The following is a 22,017-nucleotide window of genomic DNA, read 5'->3' on the forward strand; positions in this document are numbered from 1 at the left end:
TATGGTTCCTGCTCACCTCGCGTGCTGCTCCCGCTCCTGCTCCGCGTCGTCCTCGTCCTCGTCCGCGTCCGGGCAGCCGGTCGAGACGAGGGTGTGCTCGCCCAGCGGCCGTGTCAGGTCCGCGGTCAGCCGCCCGCTCCACAGCGCGTGGTAGGCCACCGGCAGCGTGGTGAGGACCTCACCCGCCGCTGCGGCCCCGGCCATCAGCGGCCGCGGCGCGGTGAACGCCTCCAGCACCGCCTGCTCCAAGCCGCCGGCGTCGCGGTGGCGGGGGTGGCGGTAGCCGGCCAGCCACCGCACGTTCGCCGCCACCACCTTCTCCGGCGGCACCAGGCGCCGGTAGGTGAACCCCACCGCCGCACACGCCGCTTCGAGCACCGTCGCCGCGCGCGCCGCACGCTGCCCGGCGGGCTCGCAGGTGGCGGGGCAGTCGGCGAGCAGGGCGCTGCCGTCGGCGTAGCGGGCGAACACCTGCGGCACCCAGGTCAGCGTCCGCCCGCTGCCCGGATCCCGCCACATCAGCCGCACTGGCCGCGCCGACAGGCCCACCACACGCCGATCACGGTCCAAGGCCATCAGCTGCGTGCACATCGCCTGCGAGCCGTGCATCACGTGCCATGCGGTGGTGGACGACCACCACCAGCCCGGCCCCCACCGTCGACCGGGCACCACCGGGAACGCCGCGACCGGCGCCAGCTGTTCGAAGCGCACCGCCACGGCCGCCTCGACCCAGCGGCGCTGCACCAGCGTGCCGTCCGCCCCGGCGAACTGAGCCTCCACCGCGCCCGGCTCCGGGACCCGATGCCCGTATTCGGACAGGGCGGCCGGTGCGCCCTCGGGGGTGCTGTCGATGATCACGTACTCCACACAACGCCATGCCTGCCGTGCCGCGCAGGCAAACCGGCCGGTAACCACAACTACGTTTTTACACAGGCCAGTTGGACTGAGCGCGGACCAGAATGCCGACCATGGCGCGTCGGTGGCAGTGCGCATTCCTGCACTTTTCCGGCCTTCAGTCGCCCCTCTTCGAACTCCGCTCGCCCGGGCGTAGATCAGCCCGTGGCCAGGGGGGTGTGGCCCGGCAGCCGCAGGCGTCAGTCTCCACTTCCGTCAGCGGCGAGTACCGCGGCCAGCTCCTGCGCGGGCAGACGGGACCACTGGGCTACCTCCTCAAGCGGCACCCCGGCGGCGACGGCCGCGGTAGCGGTGTGTACGAGAGCCTGGTCGATCAGGTCGCCACTGTGGCTGAGGTGTTTTAGCAGGGTGCGGGCCACCTCGGCGGTGGTGCCGCTGTGCACGCCGCGCAGCTCCACCAGCTGCTCCCGAGCCTCGTCGACCAACTGCGTGATGCGCAACCGCTGTTCGGCGCCGACCGCGGCACGCCACCTCGTCCCCGAGCCGCCCGCCTGCTGCTCGGCCGCCGCGACGCGCACCTGGCCGGCCATCGTGGCGGGCGGCTGCTCTCGCTTTAGATGCCACGGATCGTCCCTCCAACCCGGCGGCACCGTCTCGCGGCGGCGGGCGCGCACGATCGCGCCCCTCCAGCCGTTCAGCGGGCTGCCGTGGTCGGCGGCGAGTTCGGGTCCCAGCCAGGTGCGGCCCACCCGCTCACCCAGCCGACGGCAGAACGCATCGTCGGCGCCCCGCACCTGAGGCTGCATTCCGCCGCTGGCCTGCCAGGCCGCCTCGGCCATCTCCGGCTCCCGTAGCGCCTGCGCCACGGCCACCACCTCAGGAAAGATCGCCGCGTCCCGGCCCACGATCCGCCACCACTGCAGCCGGGCCCCCACACTGCCGCCCGCCAGCTGATGCAGACGATGCGACCAGATCTCCTCCTGCTCCCAGTGCAGGGCCTGTTCCCACCAGCGGGCCACCACCGCATACGCCAGGGCGAACACCTGCTGCGGATCCAGACCGGCCCGCACCGCACGCCGCGCCACTCCCGCCCACCGCCGCTGCGCTGCAGCCACCTCCGGCACACCACGCAGGTCGAGGTGCTCCAGGGGCTGGTCGGCGTCCGCGTCCAGCAGCCACCGCCCGTGCCGGACACACACCCGCTGCCAGCGCGGCAGATACTGCACCGCCCGCACCGCCTGGCCCGTGCGCCGCGCGGTGCACAGCCGGCAGGCGAACGCCGTTTCTCCCGCCACAGCGCCCGCCGAACGCCACCGCGCCTGCGCCAGGCCGGCCTCCCGGCCCTTGCTGATCTTGGGATCATCCACGGTGAATGCGGGCAGAGCACGCGCCAGCACCGCCGGCTGCACTCCGCACAGCTCGGCGAGCACACCCCGCCCGGCTTCGTTGAGCACGATCTCCGCGTCGGCCCGCACGCCGCCGTCCAGCCGGGCGGGGGAGTTGCGGCACGTCCACAGCCGCAGCACACCGGTGGCCGGCAGACCGTAGCGGGCCGCCGCCCGGCCGATCAGCGATGCGGTCGTCTCCCCGGCCAGCGGCACCGTCCGTAATGCTCCTGCCGCCACAACGCTCCCTGGTCTGGTGGTCCTGCCCGTGCCCGGCCCCGGCGTGCAGTCTCGACGGTCCTCGGCCGAACCCGCACCGAAGCCTGTCATCCTCACCCGGCGCGCACCCGCGCATCCAGGGCGGACATCCGCGCCATGGGGAGTGGCCCGTGGCTGACGAGAGGGCTGCCGCCTCCTCAGCCGTCTATGTGCTGAAGGACTACAGCTCGAATTCCAGGTCGATCAGGTCGGTGAGTTCCACTTCGAGGCCGTGGGCGCGGCGGCCGTTGTCGCGGAAGTAGACCTCGCCCAGGGCCTCGGCGGCGATGCGGCGGAGCTGGTCCTCGGTGGCGCCGCCGTCTTGGGCCGTAAAGAGGCGGGCGGCGTGCTGTGGGGGCAGGGCGAGGGTGAGGTGACGCACGCGGGCGTCGTCGGTGCTGCCGGGGGCGGCGGTGTAGCCGAAGCGTCCCTGGACATCGATCATGATGCCGCCGGTGGTGGCCGCGGCCTGCTTGGCCTTGGCACGGATCTGCGGCTGCCAGCGGGCGCGGACCTCGCGTTCGAGCCGGTCGGCGAGCTCCGGGCGGGGGGTTTTGATCTGGTTCTTCACGTACCGCTCGACGGTGCGCTGGCTGACGCCGAGGAGCTCGGCCACCCGCCGGGTACTGCGCTGGTGCTGCCGGACCAGGTAACGCATCTGTGCCCCGGCGGACTTGGGTAGGGGACGGGTGAACGCCCCCTGCACCGCCTTGTCGAGTCCTTCCCCGACCGTGACCATGCCGCGATTCTCCTACTCTCCGGTGTCCTTGGCGGTGACCTCACCGGTCTTGATGTACCGGGCGAGGTTGGCGACATGGCCGTCGCCGGCGAGCTGCTCGAGCACGTTGGCGCCCCACAGCACGCTCTGGGTGCCCTCGTGCTTGACCATGCCCGGGCTGACGCCGAGCCGGAAGCTGCCGGGCACGGTCTTGCCGCCCGAGTCGTAGGGCAGGACGTCGAGCGGGCTGGGCCCGTCGGCGGCGTAGACGGCGCAGTCCGACAGGACCGCGACCGGATACTGCCCGGTGGCCGCGGCAAGGGCGACCATCTTGCGGTGCATGTTGATCCGCGCCCGGGAGATCACGGCGGCGCGGATGTCGGGCCGCCAGGTGGGCCGGGCGAGGGCGGGCCAGGCCTGTCCCGGCTTCCAGCCGCCGCCGCGCGCCTTCTCCCGCAGCTTGCCGATGCCGCCCTTGACGGTCATCTTGACCGCGTCCACGACGATGCCCAGCTCCGGATCACGGCTCTTGTAGCCGTCCATCGCCTCCAAGAACTCCTGCGGGGACAGCTTCTCGCCCACCCCGAGATCCGACATGGTCGCGACGTAGGCGTCGCGCAGCCGCTTGTACCAGCCGTCCAGGAACCGGCCGCTCTCGCGGCGCACCCACGCCTGAAGCGGGGCGACGTCGTAGCCGAGCTCGACGGCGTAGGCGACCGTCGGGGTGGCGTACCAGGCCGGACCCGCCGGGCGCTGGCCGGTCGGCGTGAACGGGCTGGGCAGCAGGTCCCCGTCGAGGTCCCGCCACTGCTTGCCCACCTTCACCCGGGACGGATCGACGTGGGAGAGGTCGACCAGCCACGAGCCGGGCAGCGCCGGGCCGAACGCGGGCCGGGTGACGTGCACCGGCGGCGTGGCCAGACCGACGACGCAACCATTGGCGCCTGCGGCGAACGACAGGTTCACGTCGAGGCCGACCAGGTAGCGCTTCATGCACTCGGCGTCGGTGAGATCCCGTGCCCAGTCGTAGGCCTCCTCGAACAGCTTCTCGTCGGGGCCGCGTACGTGGAAGCGGGGGAGATGAGCGAGGACGGGGTGTCCGTCGCTCGCCTCGCACGGCGCCGGGTCCATCGGTTCGGTTCCCAGCGACCCGGGCCGGTGCTCGCGGTGCCGCCGGCCGTCGGCGTCCGGCTCGCTGGCGCGGGTCGGCGGGTTGAGCGCGGTCATCAGATGCAGCCCCGTCACTGCGGTGGAACCCACCGGCGTCATCACCCGCTGCGCGTAGACGCCCAGCACCCGGGCCAGCTCCGCCGGCTGAAGCTGCGCGGCATGATCCCACGCGCGGCCGTCCAGGGCGCGCCAGGAGGGGATGCACAGCTGCACGCAACTTCGACGGCCCCCCTGGGCGGGGCGGTAGATCCGCGCCCACGGCCCCAGCCCCCGCTTGGTGAGCTGCCAGTCGGCCTGCTGAAGCTGCTTGATGACCTTGTGCCCCTCTGTCAGCCGCCCGGCGAGCCGTTCGGACTCCGACAGCTGACCGGGCAGGCCGTAGCGTTCGCACGCGGCCTCGGTGAGCACCAGCAGCGGGTCGGCGTCCTTGCCCGAACCGTGCAGCCTCTCCGCCCCGAGCTGCGCCTCGGCCAGCGTCCACTCGATCAGGGCGGGCAGGGACTTGGCGGGTACGTCCAGGATCAGACCGCCGACGCCGTAGCCGGTCACATGCCGGTCGGCGTCTGCGTCGAGGACGAGCAGCGGGCCGTGCGCGTACGCGCCGCCGGGTGCGGGCGTGTTCGCCGGGGAGGCCTTGCTCGCACCCGGACGACGCGAGCCGTGCGACGCCCGCTCGGCACGCGGACGCAACCCGGCGGCCGGTGCCCGAACGGCCTCCGGGGGAGCGGAGGGAGACTCCTCTGGCCCGGCTGTGGCCGCAGCGTCCGGTGCCCCGCCTCTCGACGGCGTCGCAGGGCTCACCATGGGCGTCGACGGCGCCGCGGCTGCGGCCTGGGCTGCGGACGCCGCAGCGGGCTGCGGCACCGCGGTGTCCTCCTGCGGGACACCGGTGCTCTCGGAGGCGGGGTAGAGCTTGGCGAGCTGCTCCAGCAGGCGCGCGTACGCCTCCCGCTCCGGCGGTCGCGGCTCGGTCTTGCCCGATTCCCAGCCACCGACGGTCGCCCGCCGCACCTTCAGCGCGGTGGCCACCTCGTCCAGGGTGAGCGCGTGAGCCTGGCGCAACCTCCTGCGCTCCGCCGGCGGCGGCAGCGGGGACCGGGACGCGACCAGCGCGTCCACGGCATCGAACAACTCGGACATGAAACACCTCCACTCTTATCCTACCCATGAAGCCGACCTGTCGCGTACGTATCACGTACATTTTACGTACTGATGGCGTTCGGGGTGGTAGTGTCCGTAAGGCCTCCGACCGTCCGCTTCAGGAGTTAAGGAAGAGCTGCATGACTGTGGTGCCGCGCCCCGGCCGCCCCGAGCGGTCCCAGCTCTTCCCCGACCAGGCGGACGCGGTGAACCGGCTTGTACGACACCTGCGCCGCCCGGGGACGCGGGGACTGTTCGTGTCGGCGACGGGGACCGGGAAGACGCTGGTGTCCATCCGCGTCGCGGACGAACTCGCCGCGCGGCTGGTGCTGTTCGTGGTACCCACCCTGGACCTGGCGGCGCAGACCGCGCTGGCCTGGCGCCGGGACGGCCACGGCGAGCACATGGTGATCGTCTCCTCCCTGGACGTGGCCGGCCGCGACGATCTGGTGGCCGCCCGCGTCATGTCGACCACCGACCCGCACGCGCTGGGCGGGCTGATGTCGGTGGTGGGAGAGGCAGAGGATCAGATCCCGGCCTTGACGGTGATCTGCACCTACGACTCCCTGAACAAGATCGAGGAAACCCAGAAGACGGGGTACGCAGTCCCGCCGTTCGACCTGGCCGTCATGGACGAAGCGCACCGGATTGCCGGCCGGGCCGACAAGAAGTGGGCGATCGTCAACGACGCCAAGCGCATCCACGCCGATCGCCGCCTCTACATGACCGCAACACCCCGCATCTTCGCCGCTCCCGAGCTGGCGGAGTCCGCCGACACCACCCGCCCGCGCCGCCGACGCCTGGCCGGGCCGGACGTGGACGCGTTCGCCAACTCCATGGACAACGAGGCCGCCTACGGCAAGAAGGTCGTCGAATACTCCCTCGCGCAGGCAGTCGCCGACGGCCGGGCGGCGGATTACCGGATCGTGGTGCCCACCCTCACCGACACCGACCTGCGCCGCCGCCTGAACCTGCCCGCCCCCGGCACCACGCCTGCGGCCGGCACCGCCGCCTGGGAGGCGACAGACGACAGTGCGCTGCGCACCACCGCCCTGCACCTGGCGGTCCTGCGCACCATGACCGAGCACGGCCTGAAGAAGGTCCTGGTCTACTTCAACCTCGTCTCCGACGCCCGCCGCTTCGCCCGCGAACTCCCGCACACCTTGCGCCTGCTGCGCCGGACGGACCCCCACCTAGTCCCCGGCATCGACCCGAAGCTGTTCTTCGCCCACGGCGAGCACACCCCCGCCCAACGGGGCGACATCTTCGCTGCCTTCGCCGCCGCCGACGTCGCGATCCTCGCCAACTCCCGCCTGATCGCTGAAGGCGTCGACATCCCCAGCGTGGACGCGATCGCCTTCGCCGACCCCACCCGCAGCGTCGTGCGCTGCGTCCAGGCCCTCGGCCGCGCCCTGCGCATGGACGTCTCCGGCAAGACCGCCTCGCTGATCGTCCCCGTCTACATCCCGCCCGGCACGGACAGCGAGAACATCCTGGGCACCGCGTATGAGCCGGTGTGGGCGATCGCCTGCGCGCTGGCCAGCCACGACCACCGCATCCTCGAACGCCTCCCCGACAAGGCCAACCGCCTGCCCAAGGAGACCAGCGACGTCATCGCCCGGCGCTGGCACTTCGACTTCACCGTCCACCCCGAACGCATCGCCCAGGCGATGGACCTGGTCTCCTTCGACCCCCGCGACCCGGCCGTCTCCCGCTCCCGCCGCCTCGGGCTCGCCGCCGCCCGCTCCTACCGCGACCAGTACGGCCACCTCGACGTCCCCGCCGACCACGTGGACCCCACCGGCTACACCCTCGGCACCTTCATCACCACCATGCGCGACGCCGCGAAAGCCGGCCGCCTGGACGCCGACTGGATCGCCGAACTCGACGCCCTGGGCATGATCTGGGATAAGCACGACGCCGCCTGGCGCGCCCGCCTGGCCGCCGCCGCCGACTACCTGCGCGCCCACGGTCACCTCGCGGCCCCGGCCACCACCCCGGTCGGCGCCTGGCTCGCCGAACAACGCCACCTCGCCGCCAAGAACGAACTCGACACCGCCCGCGCCGAGGCCCTCGCCGCCCTCGCCGCCGACTGGCGCCTGCCGCACGGCGCGGACTGGCACCGCAAATACCACCTGCTGCGCGCCCACCTCGCCACCGGCGCCGACCCCGCCACCCTCACCCGCGACACCCTCCTGGCCAGCGTGAAGATCGGCTCCTGGCTGCACCGCCAACTCACCACCTGGCCCACCCTCACCCCCGGCCAGCAGCAACTGATGACCGCCCTCGACCTCACCCCCGACACCAACCCCCTCGCCCCCGCCCGACGCGCCCGCCGCACCTTCGAGGAGACCGTCCAACTCCTAGAACTCTTCCTGCACCGCGAAGGCCGCACCCCCGCCGCCCGCGAGACCATCCGCGTTGACGGCGACACCGTCAAACTCGGCGCCTGGCTCGCCAAGGCCCGCCACCGGCACCGCGCCGACCAGCTCCCCGACCATCACGTCCGCCTCGTCGCCGCCCTGTTCGAGGGGGACTGGACGGCCGAGGACGCCGTGCCGGCCGTTCTGGTGTAGGCCCTGCCCCGGCTGGTGCGGCCGCAGGAAAAGCCCGAGACCCCGCTGAGACCAGTGCCTGCAGGCCATCGAGCCCGGCGCCCTCCTCGATGGCTCCGGGGGGCATCGGATATCTGCAGTTCAGCACGGTGTGTCAGTGGCGCGTGCTATCTGCAGTTGCGACGGATCCACCGCGCTGCGCGCCAGATTCCCGGGGGTCACGAGCCCGTGCCGTTCACCGCACTGCACCCAGAAGCCGGCCGACTGGATGCCACCCAGCCTGATCTCGGGTGCGCGATGAGCTGGGCCCAGGTCTACAAGGTGCGGCCCCGCGTTCCCCTGGCCTGCCCTGGATGCGGGTGGGCCGTGCATGCCAAGCACTCCCCGCAAGGGGTGCGGTTCTTCTGCCACGACCCGGGCCGCGACGGCACCTGCGAACTGGGCGGCGAATCGTGGGAACACCACATGCTCAAGCTCGAGCTGGCCTCGGCGGTCCGCAGCGCCGGATGGCACGCCGTCCTCGAGGTGGCGGGAGGTGACGGCGCATGGCGCGCAGACGTAATGGCGTCCTCACCCGACGGCAGCAGGCGCATCGCCTGGGAAGCACAGCTCTCACCGATCACCGACCGGGACATCCTGGCCCGCACCGCCCGCTACGCAGCCGAGGGCATCGGCGTGTGCTGGGCGTCCCCGGGCCCCCAGGCACCCCCGTGGATCGACGTGGTCCCGGCTGTACAGGTCAGCGCCCCCGTCAGCGCCCCCGGCCAGCACGGGCAGTGTTGGAGGGTGGTCGACGGACTGGGAGGATTCGACGCCGCCGCCGGGACATGGGAGTTCAAACCGCAGGACCTGGGGCGGTTCGTGAGATGGGTGCTGTCCGGCAGCGTCACCCCCGTCGCCAGCCTGCCGCACTACACGTCCGTACAACGCGGCTCCGGCCTCGGCCGCTACGTGCAGCGTCGCCTGTGGTGGACCTCCGCCCAGTCCGAGCGCGCGCAGAACGAGCACGACCGCAGACGCCAGGAGCAGGCCGAACGGGCCGACAGAGCCCGTCGGGAGGCCGCGGACCGCCGCGCCGCCCGCCAGCAGCAAGAGCTCCAGCGCAGGCAGCAACTCCAGCGGCGCCGCCAGAGTCCGCCCGTGCCGGCTCCCGAAGACGAAGAGACCCGCCGTGCCCTGGCACAGGAGCAGCGGCGCTTGGAGCAGGCATGGCGGCGGCAGCGCGAGCTGGAGGCCGCGAAGCGGGAGGAGCTGGCCGGTCGGGCGGTGGAGGTGGCACGGGCGTGGTGGCAGGACGTGCAACCACGGCAGCGTGCCGAGCTATTCGCTGCGGTCGCCGAACGGGCCTGGCACGACGAAGAGGTACGGGTGGAGATCCCCGAGAGGCCCCAGGTGTCCGAGAGCTTCGCCTACGGCATCCCGCTCTTCACGACGGGGCGGCTGCGCGCCCTGTACGGGATCGTGCGTCCCTGTCCCGAACTGGTCTGTCTGTCACCGCAGCTGGAGTTCCAGCATATTGTGGTGCGTGATGAGCAGGAAGCCCGTCAGCTGGCCGGGGTGATGTCGCCGCGAGCCCGGATCACGAACCTCTGCCTCTCCAGCGACGCGTAGACAGGCGCGATGCCCGGTCCTGCGCGGCCGGGACGGGTGCGGCCGTCATGCGCGCGGCCGGCGCAGGTTCTCCTGCGACGACAGCAGGCCGAGCATGGCGTGGTCAGCGTGGTGGCGGCGCCACCGCTCGGCGAGGGCGCGGTCGGTGAACGTGCCGATGCCCTGGTCTGCGGAGGAGTTCAGCTCGATCGCGTCCCAGCCGCCGACCGCCGCGGCGAAGGTGGCGGCGATCTCGGCGAAGGTCGGTCCGCGGAAGTAGCTGACGTGGGTGTCGCCGTAGTCGAGCGGTGCGCCGGACTGGTCCGACACGAGGGAGCCCGCCGCCACCCGGGCGGTGAAGTAGGCGTTCACCTGGTCCTCGACCTCGGCGCGCATCGCGCTGGAGACCTGTTGGCGGTAGGTGGGCGGCTTCAGGCACGCCAGGTAGGAGAAGTCGATGCGGGTGCCGTCCGTGCGGACGACCGCGAAGCCCGGATGGGGGCCACGCAAGGGCGGGGCGATGACGAAGGAGTCCACACCCGAACCGATCTTGTCCGGGGCTTCTTCGTGCAGGCCGAGAAGGTCCAGCAGAAGCAGGTGATCTGCCGGCCGGTCCACCGTGCTTCCCACCTCGTACCCGTAGAGCACCGCACGGACGGCGTCCCCGGCCGCCTGCTTCGTGGGGTACCGGCGATGCCCGATCCGGAATTCCGGCATGTCTCAACTCCTGTGCCACCGATAGCCGTTGCGAGGCGCCCGCTGAGAGCGGGGGCTCGTGCACGAGTATCCCTCGGATAATCCAGCGTTTCTGCCGAGTTGCCGGATACATCACTGGAAGTCGGGCTGCGGCGCCGCTACCCCGTGTACCGGCCTGCAGACCTGACCTCCGCCGGGGAACAGGTGCGGACACCTCGCAAACCGGCCCCCACGGGATGTGCGCGGCGCGCCGCTGAGCAGCGCCGCACGCCTCCCGCCCGTGCCAGTGCGCGGCAGGTGTCGTCCGTCGGTACCGGGCGCGCACACTCGCCTCCCACCGCCGCCGCCCGCACCGCAGTCCGCCACACCCTCGATTGTCTGCCGCGCCTGGTGCCCTGACATCCACAGCGAGACGACACCGATCTACAGGGCCGGTTTCCGGTGTCGGGCGAGGAGGTCGGTGAAGAAGTCCTCCACCAGCCGTTCGGCGTGCGGCTGGGTGAGTTCCCAGCCGCCGAAGCGGTAGATCTCGTACCCGGCCAGCCGCAGCCGGCGGTCCTCGGCGACCATCTCCGCGTACAGCCGCGGTACGGCGGTGTGCGTGATCCGCCCCTTGTCGTCGGACGGGTTGGGGCGGCCGTAGTGCTGGACGCCGTAGACCTCGATGACGATGCGGGCGCGGTCCGGGGCCAGGAGCAGGAAGTCCATCCGCTGCCGGTACAGCGCACCGGACTGCTTGCCGCTCCTGCGGGTGTAGGGGTCGTAGTGGAGGTAGACCTGGGGGATCAGCGCGGGCAGGTCGAAGCCGCCTTCCTCGGCGTACCGGGCGCAGTAGGTGATCATGAGGAGTTGCTCGGGCTTCGAGTCCAGCGACCGGTACAGACGCCGGTACAGGCCGTCGGTGGCCGTTTTCTCGTCGGCGTCCGGCTGGTGGTTCTTCTGCCACCAGGCGACCATCTGCCGCCAGGTGAGCCCGTGCGGGGGCAGGGGGTCGGTGAACACCAGGCACGTGTCGGCGTGACGGACGATCTCGACCTCGTTGTTCACCGCGTCCCGCAGCACGATTTCCGGCTTGACCCCGTCGGCGGCGAAGATCAGGTTCTTGAAGCTGCCCGACGGCCCCTTGGTGAAACGCCGTTCGTACTCCAGCTCCTCCAGGTCCTCCAGCGCGTCCCGCGTGGGGCCGAGGATCAGCTCGATGCAGTCCCGCCGCGCCTTCCAACTGCCGCTCATATCGTTGGCGCGCCAGTAGGTGCCGAACCCGCGCGGTCCGTCGAAGGTACGAAACGGCCAGGCGGGCGGCTCCAGGGCCAGGCGCTCCAAGACGGCGCGGTGCGCCTTGATGATCAAAGGCGCGCTGTCGTCGTCCAGGTGCCGGCCCTGGCCGTCGGTGCCGTAGGAGACGAAGTCGTGGTGCAGCAGCCGGGTCAGCGCGATCGCCACGTCCAGGTCGGTGTGCCCGGCCGGCGGACCGAACCGCAAGGATTCGACCAGTTCGATGTCGAGTACCCAGGGCTGCGCCCATCCGTCACCGCTGCTGAAGAACGCCGTCAGCTCCACGCCCACCCCCGTCGTGATCCTGCAGGACATCGTCGGCCGCCAGCAGCACGGCCGCCAGAGTCCGTTTCCTGCCTCTTCTCCTCTGCCTCCCGCGCCACCGTCGTCTGCAGGGACTCGGTGGGAGGGCTTGCCCGCCATGGCCGCGTCCCGCACGACTGCCGAACCGCCGCGCCCCGTTCTGATCGTGCCCGTGGGATCCGGCGCGGCGCTCTCGCCTGTCACCCTTCGGCGCCGCTGTCGCGCAGGGGCCCGAGATAGCGCACGGGCGGGAAGCGCTTGGCGACGCGCATCGTCACGGTTGCGTTCCCGTGCGCGGCGAGGTCCCGCCGCGCCTCCTTCATGTTGAGGATCTTCTTGTCCATCGTATAGATCTCGGTGCAGGGCCCGAGGTCGATCTGCTGCTCGCCAAGGGTGAAGAGCAGGCCCTGGTAGCCGGCGGTGACGCGGAACATCCCGGCGCGGATGTCGCCCAGTTTGTCGAGGACCTCGGCGCTGTCGACGCCCACCGACACGGTGCTGCCCCGCAGCACGGTCTCCTCCCCGTCGAGAAGGGCGAGCATGTCCTTGACCTCGCGCGCATCGCGTTGGGTGAAGTTGTCGGGGACCGGGAAGAAGCGGCCCGTCCTGCTCTGCAGCCGGCTCAGGTCGTCGAAGGCGTCGGCCCACAGCCGGGCCTCGCCCGACTCCCAGCCCACAGGCGTCATCCCGGTGCTGACCGGCGCCCGCACCCGGCCGGCCGGCTCGCCGACGAAGGCCAGCTCCATGACATAGCCAGCCGTGGCATGGCTGAGCAGTCTGAGCGCGGGCACCAGCATCAGCGGCATCGCCGCCTCAGGCGGCTGGAAGGTGAACTTCAGCTGGGCGGAGCGGTCGCAATGGCTGTAGCGCAGCCGCACGCGCATCACCCCGGTCATGTCGCTGCCGTACAGGATGCCGCCGTCCGAGCCGCTCACCCGCTGCGTGAAGCGCACGGGCAGGGAGACGAGCGGAACACCCGAGGGCAGCTGGACCGCGACCTGCCCCTGCAGCGGCGGTGTCATCTCCTGCCGGGCCGAGGAGATGCGCACACCACCCACCGCGACGCGCTCCAGCCCCAGCCCTGCGGGACCCGACAGCGTGGCCTCGGCGAGATTGTCCGCGCTCAGCTCCACCTCTCCGCCGAAGCGCATGACCTCCTCGAACCGCTGCTTTCGACGGGTCTCCTGCGGGTCGTGCCCGGCGAAACGGACCGGGCCGGTGAGCCGGATCGCGCCCTGCCCGTCCGGGTCGGGCCCGCGGGGCGACAGGTGCACGACCGTGCGGCCGTCGGCATCCAGAAGGGTCTGCACCGCATAGTGCGGGGAGATCTCCTGGACTCTCCCGTGCAGCGCGCGGGCCCGCTCGAGGTAGTCGCTGATCCCGCCGTGCAGCACGTCGCGCTCGGCACGCGCCTCGGCGATCCGTTCCAGGATGTAGTCGGCCGATTCCTGCAACGCGTAGCGCACCAGACCGGGATGAGCCGCACACTTCTCGTTCAGCCAGCTGAGTCCCCGCCAGTGCCGCACGAATTCGAACTCGCCGCGCAGGCCGTCGAACCAGGCCTGCTCGGCAGGGTTCGGATCGATCGGGACGAGCAGATCCCAGTGATCCGGCTGGTGACGGGCCACAGACACCAGAGACTCCCGTACCTGCCGGCGGCGGCCGGGCGTCATGCGGCCGGTGAACGACTTCGCCTCGTACACGACCAGCTTGTCGTCGGCGGTGTACTCGAACAGATCCCGGCCGCCGTCACCGCCCGTCCCGTCGACCGGCTGCGCCCGCTCCCGCAGCCGCATCACCAGCAAGGTCACCAAGGACTCCGACAGTCTGGGATTCTCGGCCAGCCTCTCCCACGGAACTCTCACCACAGGCCCACCCTACGAACCCCCACTGACACCACACCCTGCCCAGCTACGTCGAACTCACTGTCCAGACGCCCCTCCTGGCCAAGGGCGCCGCCGCGCCAGCATCCGCCAGGCCGGCTGCCCATCGGGTTGTTGAAGGAGCGGCCGTACCTGCCGCCCGCTGACCGGGACGGGCCCGCCAGAAGACGAGGCGGGCCCGGGGCCCTGGCCGGGGACGGTGTCAGGAGGGTGACACGGGTTCGGCGTAGGCGGTGAGGAACCGGTCGCCGGTGAGCTTGTGGTGCGCGAGTTGCTCGCGGACGGCCTGCTCGTTGGCCCACCGGTCCGGACTGGAGGCGAGCGCGGCCGCGTAGGCCGTCATGGCATCCTTCAGCTTCTCGAACAGCTCGGGCGTGATGACACGCATGCCCGGCACCGCGGTGGCCTTGGCGTCGGCGGCCCGGCTGGGGTGCAGCATGACCGGCACGGCTTCCACCTCCGGGTTGTGGTCGTTGAGCCAGCGGACGCTGCCCCCGAGCTGGTCCATGTCCTTCTTCGCGATCGTGTCGGTGGTGCAGCCTGTCTTCAGTTCGATGACGGCCTGCCGCGCGGCCGTGAGCGCCCACAGGTTGTCCGGGCCCGTGCCGTACAGCTTCTCCGGGCGACTGCTGGCGAACCCGAGATGCTCACCCAGGCTCTGCCAGGCCACCTCGGCGTCGTCGGAGCGTTCGTCATCGCCCCAGACCACTTCCTCGAACAGCGCCTGGACACCGAGCCTCAGACGGACGCCGTCGCGGTAGCGGTCCGCGAGGAACTCAGCGGCGGCGCGGGACTGCACCGCGGCCGCCTTGAGCCGCACGGGGGCGGCGCCGTGTACGGACCGCAGGACGAAGGTGTTGTCGGCGAGTGCGCCGGCCAGGGCCTGCTGGGCGGCCACGGGGTCGGTCAGGTGCAGGTATGCGGCCTTCTGCTCCCGCAGCCAGCCCCGCAGCGCCTTGTCGTTCTCGCCGATGTCGTTGACCGCCTTCTGCACCCGTTCGGCCCCGGCCTGGGGGCGGCCGGTGGCCGCGAAGTCGAACGCCTCCCGCAGAGCGACGGCTTCCGGCCGCACCGTCCCGTGCTCGGCGTAGCGCACCTCCGCCAGCGCCCGCCGGCTGCGCTCGCGCCACTGCGGCACCCGCGTCAGACAGGACCGCAGCGCCTGCCTCACCGCGTCCAGCCCTTCGCCCTTGATCTGGCCGGCAATGTCCCGGCTCAGCTTCAGCTGCGCCTGGGTGGAGGGGGAGAACAGCGCCAGGTGGCGGGCGTCGTGGATGGCCGTGGCGAGCTTGGCACCCAGCAGCAGGACCGCGCAGTAGTCCTCGCCGTCCCGTACACCGCGCCCCATGCCCTGTTCGATCCTCTGGACCTCGCGGGTCAGGCGGACGGTGCTGTCGGCCAGCGCGACGGCCTCGCGCCGCTCCACCGAGTCCAGGGGCCGGGGGATCTGGTCGAGGACCAGCAGGCGGCAGGCGTCGGCCGGGAGGTTGACGCCGTCGTACTTGTTGACCAGCACCACCAGGCCCACGGGTCGTCCGGACTGGAGCCTTTTCACACCGGCCTCGAGGTCGTCGACCCGCCAGATGTAGTGGGCGTGGCGGGTCCAGGCAGCGGCCGCGCGTTCGCTGGGGACCAGCACGACGACGTTGACCGGGTCGGTCTCGGCGATGCCGTCGCCGTCCTGGTCCCCGTCGGCGAACTGGCGGGCCAGCACGCGCACGGCCTCGTCGTCCAGGTCCGGGTTGAGGGCCACCGGCGCCAGGATCATCCGCTCCCCGAGGTCGGCGGCGCTGCCCGGCGTGACGGGCTGGGCGACGAGCTCGGGGTCGGCACCGAAGTCGGTGACCAGGGCGCTGTCGTCGGCGAGCGTCGCGGTCAGATAGACGCGGCGGCGGGCGCGCACGAACGAGGTGATGCGGTCGATCGGCGGGCACGAGGGCCTGACCTCGATCGCCGTCGCTGTCGCCGTCGCGGTGCACAGGTGCAGCACCTCGGCCAGAAGGGGCCACACGAATTCGAAGGCCCGCTCCGTCCGGTGCGGGCGCAGGATCTTCAGCACCTCGTCGTGCTTGTCGGCCCACGCCCAGAACGGGATCGGTGCCAGCGCGGTGGGGTCCTTGTCCTCCAGCCCCGCCCAGGCGTTGGCCGACTGGTGCCGCAGGTCGTCCGCGAACAGCTCCAGCAGCTTGCCGTACGCCTCGTGCGAGGCGGGCACCCGCAGCCGGAACTGGTCCTCGGTCCGGGCCAGCGCGGCATGCGCGTCGTCGACGACGACGATGCCCAGGTCGACCGGCTCCTTGCCGTCTCCGACGACGCCGAATGCCGACCTGCCGTTGAGCAGCTTCTGGTAGTTCGTCACCAGGACCGCCTGCGCGGTGGTGAACGCCGGGTCGTACGGATCGTCCGTGGTGGCGATGCTGAGCCTGGCGGCCTCCTGGCGGACCTGCTTGGCCAGGTAGTTGTCCGGCGTCAGGTACACGGCCTTGCCCACGCCCTCGTTCAGGGTGCTCTGGGCGATCAGCAGGCCGACGGCCGTCTTGCCCCCGCCGGTGTTCTGCTTGATCACCACATCCCGCTGCTCACGCCGGTCGAACCACTTGTCCAGGACCTCGCCCTGCTCGTGCCGCAGATACGGCCACGGCCTGCTGGCGAGCCCCGCGTAGATGTCCCTCGGCCGCAGCAGCGCCTCGCTGTCTCCCGGGCCGATCAGATCCCAGTTCAGCGGCATCCCGCTGTCCCCTCTCCCTTGCCCAGGCGGCGCCATGGCGCCTGGGCCCCTTCGTTGTCCATTCCGCCGCAGGGGACGACGCCTTGCGGCGTCGTCCCCTGCCCCTGCCCCCCGGTGCGGCCCCCGCTGCCCCCTCCGCTGCAGGCGTGCCTCCCGGCACCCCGCCGCGGAGGGGGAGTCCCACTCGCGGGACCGTGCTCGGCCCCGTCAGTCCGGTACGCCGCCTCGGCCGTTGCTGTCACCGTCACGCCGAGGCGGCACAACGCGCCGCCCGGGCCGGGAGGTGACCAGGGCGAGCCACTGCGCCTGGGTGACCGTCGGCCACCGCCGGGTGCCCATGAGGCTGCGCAGCCCGATGGCGTCGGCGGCCCGCCCCTCGGCTGCCTCGATCGCCTGCGGCGGGCTGAAGGGGTCGGCGTCCACGACGAACACCCCGGTGAAGACGCGGGCCCGCTCCAGGTGCCGGAGGTGATCCCGCAGCCGAGCGCCGATGCCGCCGTCGCGGTGGGCCTTGCCCAGCCACCGCAGCCGGCCCTCGGCGTCTACCGCCAGATACACCCCGGCCAGCACCTCATCCAGCACCGCGAGTGTCTCCTTCCGGTGCGGGGGCTGCAGGCTGTACGGGGCGGGCCAGTCACCGCACCGCAGCGGGCCCAGCGCCGTCCACGCGTGCCGCAGCACCCGCGCGTCGACGACCGGCCCGGCCACCGGCTCCGCGCAGCAGTCCCCGTTCACAGCGACATCACCGCCAAGGCGGCCTTGTCCAGCAGCGGCCCGATCTTCCCGGCTTCCGCCTTGATCTCGGCGAATTCCCGCATGTACAGCTTCTGCACCTCGGCGGGCTCCTCCGGCGCGCCGGAGGCCTCACGGGCACGCACGGCCCCCTCGACCGTCTCCAGGAGTTGGTTGATCTCCTCGGCGACGGCGGCGGCGTTCACCGTGCTGCTGGCCACCAGGGAGGCCAGTTCCGCGCGCAGGCGGGTCATACGGGCGAGCGCGGACTCGGGGACCTCCTCGGCGAGTTCAACGGTGTCCCCGCCGCTGTCGGTGGCGGCGGAGATGGTGCTGTCGGCCGAAGACGGCTGCGGCCGCCTGGTCCTGCGGACCGAGGTCTGGGGGAACAGGGTGTCGAACCATTCCTTGTCGGCGAGGACCCCTTCACGCGGATCGCCGTGCGCGTCGGGCGCCCAGAAGGTGCCCGGGGCCAGACCATCTCCGGCCGGGGAGTCCGGGGCGCGCAGCACCGCCACGGCAAACGCGATCAGCAGGTCGCGGGTGATGCTCTCCGGCGGGTTGGTCCAGGCGTTCACCAGCGCCTGGACCGAGTTCGCCGGTGCCCGCCGCTCACCCTTGCGGTCCGCGCTCTGGAAGGAACCCTCGTTGGGCGCGACGAACGGCTCAGCCCCGCTGATCAGGCCGGGGAGCAGATGCCGCCGCACCAGGATCTCCCAGGCCGCGTCATCCCCCTGTCGGCAGGCGGTCAGCAGGGAAACGAGGCTGCGCGCGTCGGGACGCACCCCGAACTGAACCTCGGGCTTGCCGAACAGGCGCTCGGCGGCGGCGAGGGGGCCGGGGCGCAGGAAGTGCTGAGCGGTCACGGCCGCCCAGATCTCCGTCCGCCGCTTGGCGGTGCTCCTGTTCACCTGCCCCCAGGAAGCCTCCTGCAGGGCGGCACGAACCACCGGCCAGTACCGGCCGGTCGGCATCGGAGCTCGCGGCGCCAGGTTCTCGGGACGCGGCGGGACCGGCGGGAACAACATCACGGTGGCGCAGCGGACCGCCACGTCCCGCAGCGTCATGGCGCTCACCTCGTCGCCCGGCGTGAGCAGAACAGCGAGTTCGTCCAAGCCGCGGGCCCCGACCAGGGCATCGGCGACGGCGTCCTCGTCCAGCTCACCGGCCGGCATGCGGCCCTGGGCGACTTCCCGGGCGAGCAGGTCACCCAGCAGCCCGGCGGCCTGGTAGGCCTTGACGAGAGTCGACCACAGCCCCAGGGAGCGGTCCATGTCCTCGTAGTCCAGCTGGCCACGCAGATGCTCGTTCACGTTCAGTTGCCGCAGCGACTCCTCCAGCCGTTCCGGCCGCTTCGCGCCGATGACAACACGGGAAGACACCTGGGCGATCCGCACCGCCCGCTGAGCACGTCCGTCCTCACCCCGGTCGGGGTCGGCGTACTCGGCGTTGAGCAGGGCGCTGATCCGCCGCAGGATCTCACCCAGCCCCCGCACCACCAGCCGCCGGTTCTCCTCCTCCCCGGGCAGACGCAGTACGGACTGCGGCACCCCGGTCAGCGACTGCTGCGCCGAGAGCCCGAAGATCTCCAGCCGGGCATCGGACCGATTGGCGCCCGTGGCGTGCTGCCCCCGCCAGACGTACCGCACGTCCCCGTCCCCGTCGACCACCGGCGTGCGCTGCAGCACCACCACGGTGGACTCCCGCTGGCCCTCCTGCACCAGGGACTCCGCCAGATCGTAGGAACGCTGCCGGGCCCGCCGCCGCAGCACATCCACGGCGTAACGCTGAACCTCGGCGGCCATCGCCGCGCTGACCGGCTCCGTCGTGAGCGCCGCCATTGGCACCCCGTCCTGCGTGACGGCCCGCACCACAGGCAGCGGCCGCCGGCCGCCCAGCGCCCGCTCACAGGCCTTCAGCTCCTCCTGCGCACGGGCCAGCTCCTTCTCCGCGACCGCGACCGCGGCGAGCGCCGCGTCCTTCTCCTCCGGCGCTGCGGTCGAAGCCAGAGCCCGCCGCGCCGTCTTCGCCCGCTCCACACCGACCGTCCACGCGGCCACCAACTGCTGCTGCTCGACCAGGTCCTCCAAGCGCTCCTGATTCTCGCCGGAGGGATGCAGCCACGCGCTGCGCGTACGGTCGTTGATGACCCACGGCAGCGTCGCCGCCCCGTGCAGGTCCACCTTCAGCACGAGCAACGCCCCGTCCGTGCCGCGCTGCTCGACGTGGTAAGCGGTAGGAAGCAGGAAACGGCCGTCACGCCGGCGCTCGATGACGCGCTTGGCCTCGCCCTGGCCGAGCGCCGGAGCCAGCCCCTCCAGTACGGCCTGCCGGGGAACGGGCGCGAAACCTTCTGCCGCGCAGGTGTTGGCGATGGCCTCGACGAGATTCTCCGCCCACTCAGGCGTGGTCGGATAGGAGAAAGGCCCCGAAGGGAACTTACGGGTAGACATGGGAAGACGGTCCTTCTCCCGGAAGCCCTCATGACCCCGGGTGCGAACGAACGCATCCGACGCTCTGCCGGGTGCGACACGCACCCGAGACGCAAGCACTCCTTTCCGAGGAGCACCCGCACGGGCCGCCGTCACCGCCACGCACTGAGCGCGCGCACCGGCGAAGACCGTCTGCCCCTTCGAGTCCACCACCGGAGACTGGGCGCGCTGCCGAAACCCCCGCACAAAGAACGGAACTTCACAGCGCACGGCTCACGCCCTCTCCGCCGACGGCGGCACGGGGCTGGCAGGTCGTCGAGACCACTGACGTGCCCCGAAAGATTGACACATAACAGCCTGTGCATACAACCTGACTTTAAGTTGCCTAGTGGACGCGCATAGACCGCCAAGACCACATCCCGGCGACCCCGCCTGAACCGCCCCACTCGCCCGAACCCCCGTTCTGCAGCCCGCCGTTGCACAACTCGCCGCCCGCGCCCAGGAAACGCCCCGCCAGATTCGACACCTATGGAATCGGTCAGAACCTCACGCCCGGCCACAGGCCCGTCCCACGCTGCGCCGGGTAGAGCAGACACATACCGAGGACGAACAAGAGCTCCCGTCCGGCCTGGTCGAACCGCTCCTGAAGGGTGGGCTCGCGGAAGACCCCGGCCAGCTGCCCGGCCTCGGCGGCGAGATCACCGCGTTCGGCGAAGTAATCGGCCGTGGAAGCACGCTGGACCGTCCGGACCCGCTCCAACAGCGCTCCGCCCACCCCTCCGTCCAGAGTCCGGCCCAACGCCGTACACAGAGCCACGACCTGCGTTACGACGCTGTCGACGGTCACCGGTGCCCCCGCCGGCCCCAGCGCGCGAACGAGGCCGCTGGCGGCGAACACCGTCTCCGGCTCCATCACATCCCGCACAACGTCCAGCAGTTCGGCCCGCCCACGCACCGTCAGCGCCCTGCCGTTCCCCAGCTCCGCGATGATCCGCACGAACCGGGCCCGCGCCGTCGGCGTCGCCAACGGATGCCCGACCTGTTCCAGCAGCCCCTCGGCACCTTCACGTGCCACCTCCTGACTGCGCCGACCGCGCCCCACCCACGTCACCCACGCCCGCTGCGCCTGCCGGGTCGGCACGTAGCCGTCCCACCACAGCCACAGGGTCAGCGGCACCTGCGCGAGCGCGTTCAGGTGCGCAACCTGCTGACGCTTGTCCAGCAGGAGCAGCAGCAGCCGACGCTGGTCAGCACTGTGCTCGGCCTTGTCCGAACCCCGGCGCCGGGTACGCAGCCGCGGCTGATCCAGCAGCCCCTTGGCGATCCAGTCGTGGATCCGCCGTACGGTCATGTCCGGGTAGCCGGCTGCATGGGCGTCCGCGACGAGGTCGTCGATGGTGCCGGGTCCGCTGATGCTCTCCCAGGTGTACACGGGGTGGAAATTACATCGTTCTCCCGCCAATCGGGCTCCAGTTGAGGATGCAGCGTCCACCACCCGACTGCCACGATCGCCCCAGCAGCACACCCAACCGGCGGCCCCCGGCGGACTGCCCGCTGCACCACCCCACACCCCGCGGGCGCGCAGCCACGCCCTGCCCTAACGAAGGACACCCATCATGCCGAAGAGGAACCGCACCGCCTTTACCACCCCGCACGAGCAGCACGCAGCCCCCGCCTCGTGGCGGCGCCTCGTCTCCACAGCACTCCTCACCGGAGCCGTCCGCCACATCGGCGCCCTCCTGGTCGGCCTCGCGGTGACCTGGTGGCAGCACGACTGACAGACCACGCACGGCCTGGCTGAGGTGATGTCAGACATCCCCTGCTGCACAGACGTTGAGTTTCTCTGCACTCCCTACCGCGCCCATTCAATCGCAGATCCACCTCAAGGAGCACCCAACCCAGCTCTGGATTCACCAAAAGTTCTGAAGTCAAGGAAACAGCCGAGCGATCACCCGGATCCACCCCTTCCTACAGCCAGCCGCCCGCGAACGCGGGCTCGGTCCGGGAGCGCAGCGGACGGACCCTAAGGCTCCTTCATGGAGCGCAGCGACGAAGGAGCCGCCGGCTCGGGAGCGTAAGCGAAGAGCCGGAAGGGCACCATGCCAACCTCCGGATACAGCAAAAATTCTGACGGAAGGAAACACGGCTCGAAGCGCAGCGCAGAGCCGGACTCCTCGCAACGCGATGAGTCCCACTTCGTTGCCCCGCGCGAAGCGCGGGGTTTCACTTCCAACTCCCGCGCGAAGCGCGGGAGTTCCCTTGGAGCCTGCGCAGCAGGCTCTTACCCGCTCCGCGGG

General features: G+C 71.5%; 14 protein-coding genes. 3 read left to right on the plus strand and 11 right to left on the minus strand.

From position 1 onward, the window contains the following. Window positions 1–12 precede the first annotated feature (12 nt). From ACZ7LB_RS31140 to tap, 4 genes are all read right to left on the minus strand, one after another. The gene (locus ACZ7LB_RS31140; RefSeq protein ID WP_471472935.1) at window positions 13–858 is read right to left on the minus strand and encodes a TnsA-like heteromeric transposase endonuclease subunit; all 846 of its coding nucleotides are present in this window, start codon (window positions 856–858) and stop codon (window positions 13–15) included. Window positions 859–1,094: 236 nt separating this feature from the next. Beyond that, on the minus strand, window positions 1,095–2,456 hold the full coding sequence (locus ACZ7LB_RS31145; protein ID WP_471472937.1) for a DNA-binding protein: 1,362 nt from the start codon (window positions 2,454–2,456) through the stop codon (window positions 1,095–1,097). A gap of 223 nt (window positions 2,457–2,679) precedes the next feature. Beyond that, a complete protein-coding gene (gene tpg, locus ACZ7LB_RS31150; protein WP_471472939.1) occupies window positions 2,680–3,237 on the minus strand; it encodes a telomere-protecting terminal protein Tpg in 558 nt (185 codons plus the stop codon). Window positions 3,238–3,249: 12 nt separating this feature from the next. After that, complete coding sequence (gene tap, locus ACZ7LB_RS31155) at window positions 3,250–5,526, minus strand: telomere-associated protein Tap (RefSeq protein ID WP_471472941.1); 2,277 nt, start codon at window positions 5,524–5,526, stop codon at window positions 3,250–3,252. Between the two features lie 140 nt (window positions 5,527–5,666). On the opposite strand from tap, the gene ACZ7LB_RS31160 reads away from it, so the two are divergent. Together ACZ7LB_RS31160 and ACZ7LB_RS31165 are read left to right on the plus strand one after the other, a co-directional pair. Continuing rightward, window positions 5,667–8,102, plus strand: a complete 2,436-nt coding sequence (locus ACZ7LB_RS31160) for a helicase associated domain-containing protein (protein ID WP_471472943.1) — start codon at window positions 5,667–5,669, stop codon at window positions 8,100–8,102. Window positions 8,103–8,447: 345 nt separating this feature from the next. Continuing rightward, window positions 8,448–9,692, plus strand: a complete 1,245-nt coding sequence (locus ACZ7LB_RS31165; protein ID WP_471472945.1) for a competence protein CoiA family protein — start codon at window positions 8,448–8,450, stop codon at window positions 9,690–9,692. A 45-nt stretch (window positions 9,693–9,737) separates the two neighbouring features. Here ACZ7LB_RS31165 and ACZ7LB_RS31170 read toward each other — a convergent pair whose 3' ends face one another. From ACZ7LB_RS31170 to ACZ7LB_RS31200, 7 genes are all read right to left on the minus strand, one after another. Beyond that, window positions 9,738–10,388 carry a DUF3223 domain-containing protein gene (locus tag ACZ7LB_RS31170; protein WP_471472947.1) on the minus strand — a complete coding sequence of 217 codons (651 nt, stop codon included), beginning with the start codon at window positions 10,386–10,388 and terminating at the stop codon, window positions 9,738–9,740. A gap of 402 nt (window positions 10,389–10,790) precedes the next feature. Then, window positions 10,791–11,957, minus strand: a complete 1,167-nt coding sequence (locus ACZ7LB_RS31175; RefSeq protein WP_471472949.1) for a hypothetical protein — start codon at window positions 11,955–11,957, stop codon at window positions 10,791–10,793. 188 nt (window positions 11,958–12,145) lie between these two features. Beyond that, a complete protein-coding gene (locus tag ACZ7LB_RS31180) occupies window positions 12,146–13,756 on the minus strand; it encodes a hypothetical protein (RefSeq protein WP_471472950.1) in 1,611 nt (536 codons plus the stop codon). A gap of 274 nt (window positions 13,757–14,030) precedes the next feature. Beyond that, entirely contained in the window at window positions 14,031–16,556 is a 2,526-nt protein-coding gene (locus ACZ7LB_RS31185; RefSeq protein ID WP_471472951.1) for a DEAD/DEAH box helicase, read from the minus strand. 207 nt (window positions 16,557–16,763) lie between these two features. Continuing rightward, the gene (locus tag ACZ7LB_RS31190; protein ID WP_471472952.1) at window positions 16,764–17,291 is read right to left on the minus strand and encodes a hypothetical protein; all 528 of its coding nucleotides are present in this window, start codon (window positions 17,289–17,291) and stop codon (window positions 16,764–16,766) included. Further along, on the minus strand, window positions 17,288–19,741 hold the full coding sequence (locus tag ACZ7LB_RS31195) for a hypothetical protein (protein ID WP_471472953.1): 2,454 nt from the start codon (window positions 19,739–19,741) through the stop codon (window positions 17,288–17,290). Before ACZ7LB_RS31195 ends, ACZ7LB_RS31190 begins: the two co-directional genes overlap by 4 nt. Before the next feature lie 517 nt (window positions 19,742–20,258). Further along, on the minus strand, window positions 20,259–21,152 hold the full coding sequence (locus tag ACZ7LB_RS31200; RefSeq protein ID WP_471472954.1) for a hypothetical protein: 894 nt from the start codon (window positions 21,150–21,152) through the stop codon (window positions 20,259–20,261). A 184-nt stretch (window positions 21,153–21,336) separates the two neighbouring features. Here ACZ7LB_RS31200 and ACZ7LB_RS31205 point away from each other — a divergent pair, with 184 nt between their 5' ends. Next, window positions 21,337–21,498 (plus strand): hypothetical protein, encoded by a 162-nt coding sequence (locus ACZ7LB_RS31205; RefSeq protein WP_471472955.1) that lies wholly within the window; start codon window positions 21,337–21,339, stop codon window positions 21,496–21,498. The last annotated feature ends 519 nt before the right edge of the window (window positions 21,499–22,017 follow it).

It is taken from the genome of Streptomyces sp. NPDC107521 (assembly GCF_055598485.1).

Bases quoted from the DNA above. Each gene is read 5' to 3' on its own strand.
- tap (WP_471472941.1), bottom strand. From the start codon at position 5,526: ATGTCCGAGTTGTTCGATGCCGTGGACGCGCTGGTCGCGTCCCGGTCC.
- ACZ7LB_RS31160 (WP_471472943.1), top strand. From the start codon at position 5,667: ATGACTGTGGTGCCGCGCCCCGGCCGCCCCGAGCGGTCCCAGCTCTTC.
- ACZ7LB_RS31185 (WP_471472951.1), bottom strand. From the start codon at position 16,556: ATGCCGCTGAACTGGGATCTGATCGGCCCGGGAGACAGCGAGGCGCTG.
- ACZ7LB_RS31195 (WP_471472953.1), bottom strand. From the start codon at position 19,741: ATGTCTACCCGTAAGTTCCCTTCGGGGCCTTTCTCCTATCCGACCACG.
- ACZ7LB_RS31205 (WP_471472955.1), top strand. From the start codon at position 21,337: ATGCCGAAGAGGAACCGCACCGCCTTTACCACCCCGCACGAGCAGCAC.
- ACZ7LB_RS31170 (WP_471472947.1), bottom strand. From the start codon at position 10,388: ATGCCGGAATTCCGGATCGGGCATCGCCGGTACCCCACGAAGCAGGCG.
- ACZ7LB_RS31175 (WP_471472949.1), bottom strand. From the start codon at position 11,957: ATGTCCTGCAGGATCACGACGGGGGTGGGCGTGGAGCTGACGGCGTTC.
- tpg (WP_471472939.1), bottom strand. From the start codon at position 3,237: ATGGTCACGGTCGGGGAAGGACTCGACAAGGCGGTGCAGGGGGCGTTC.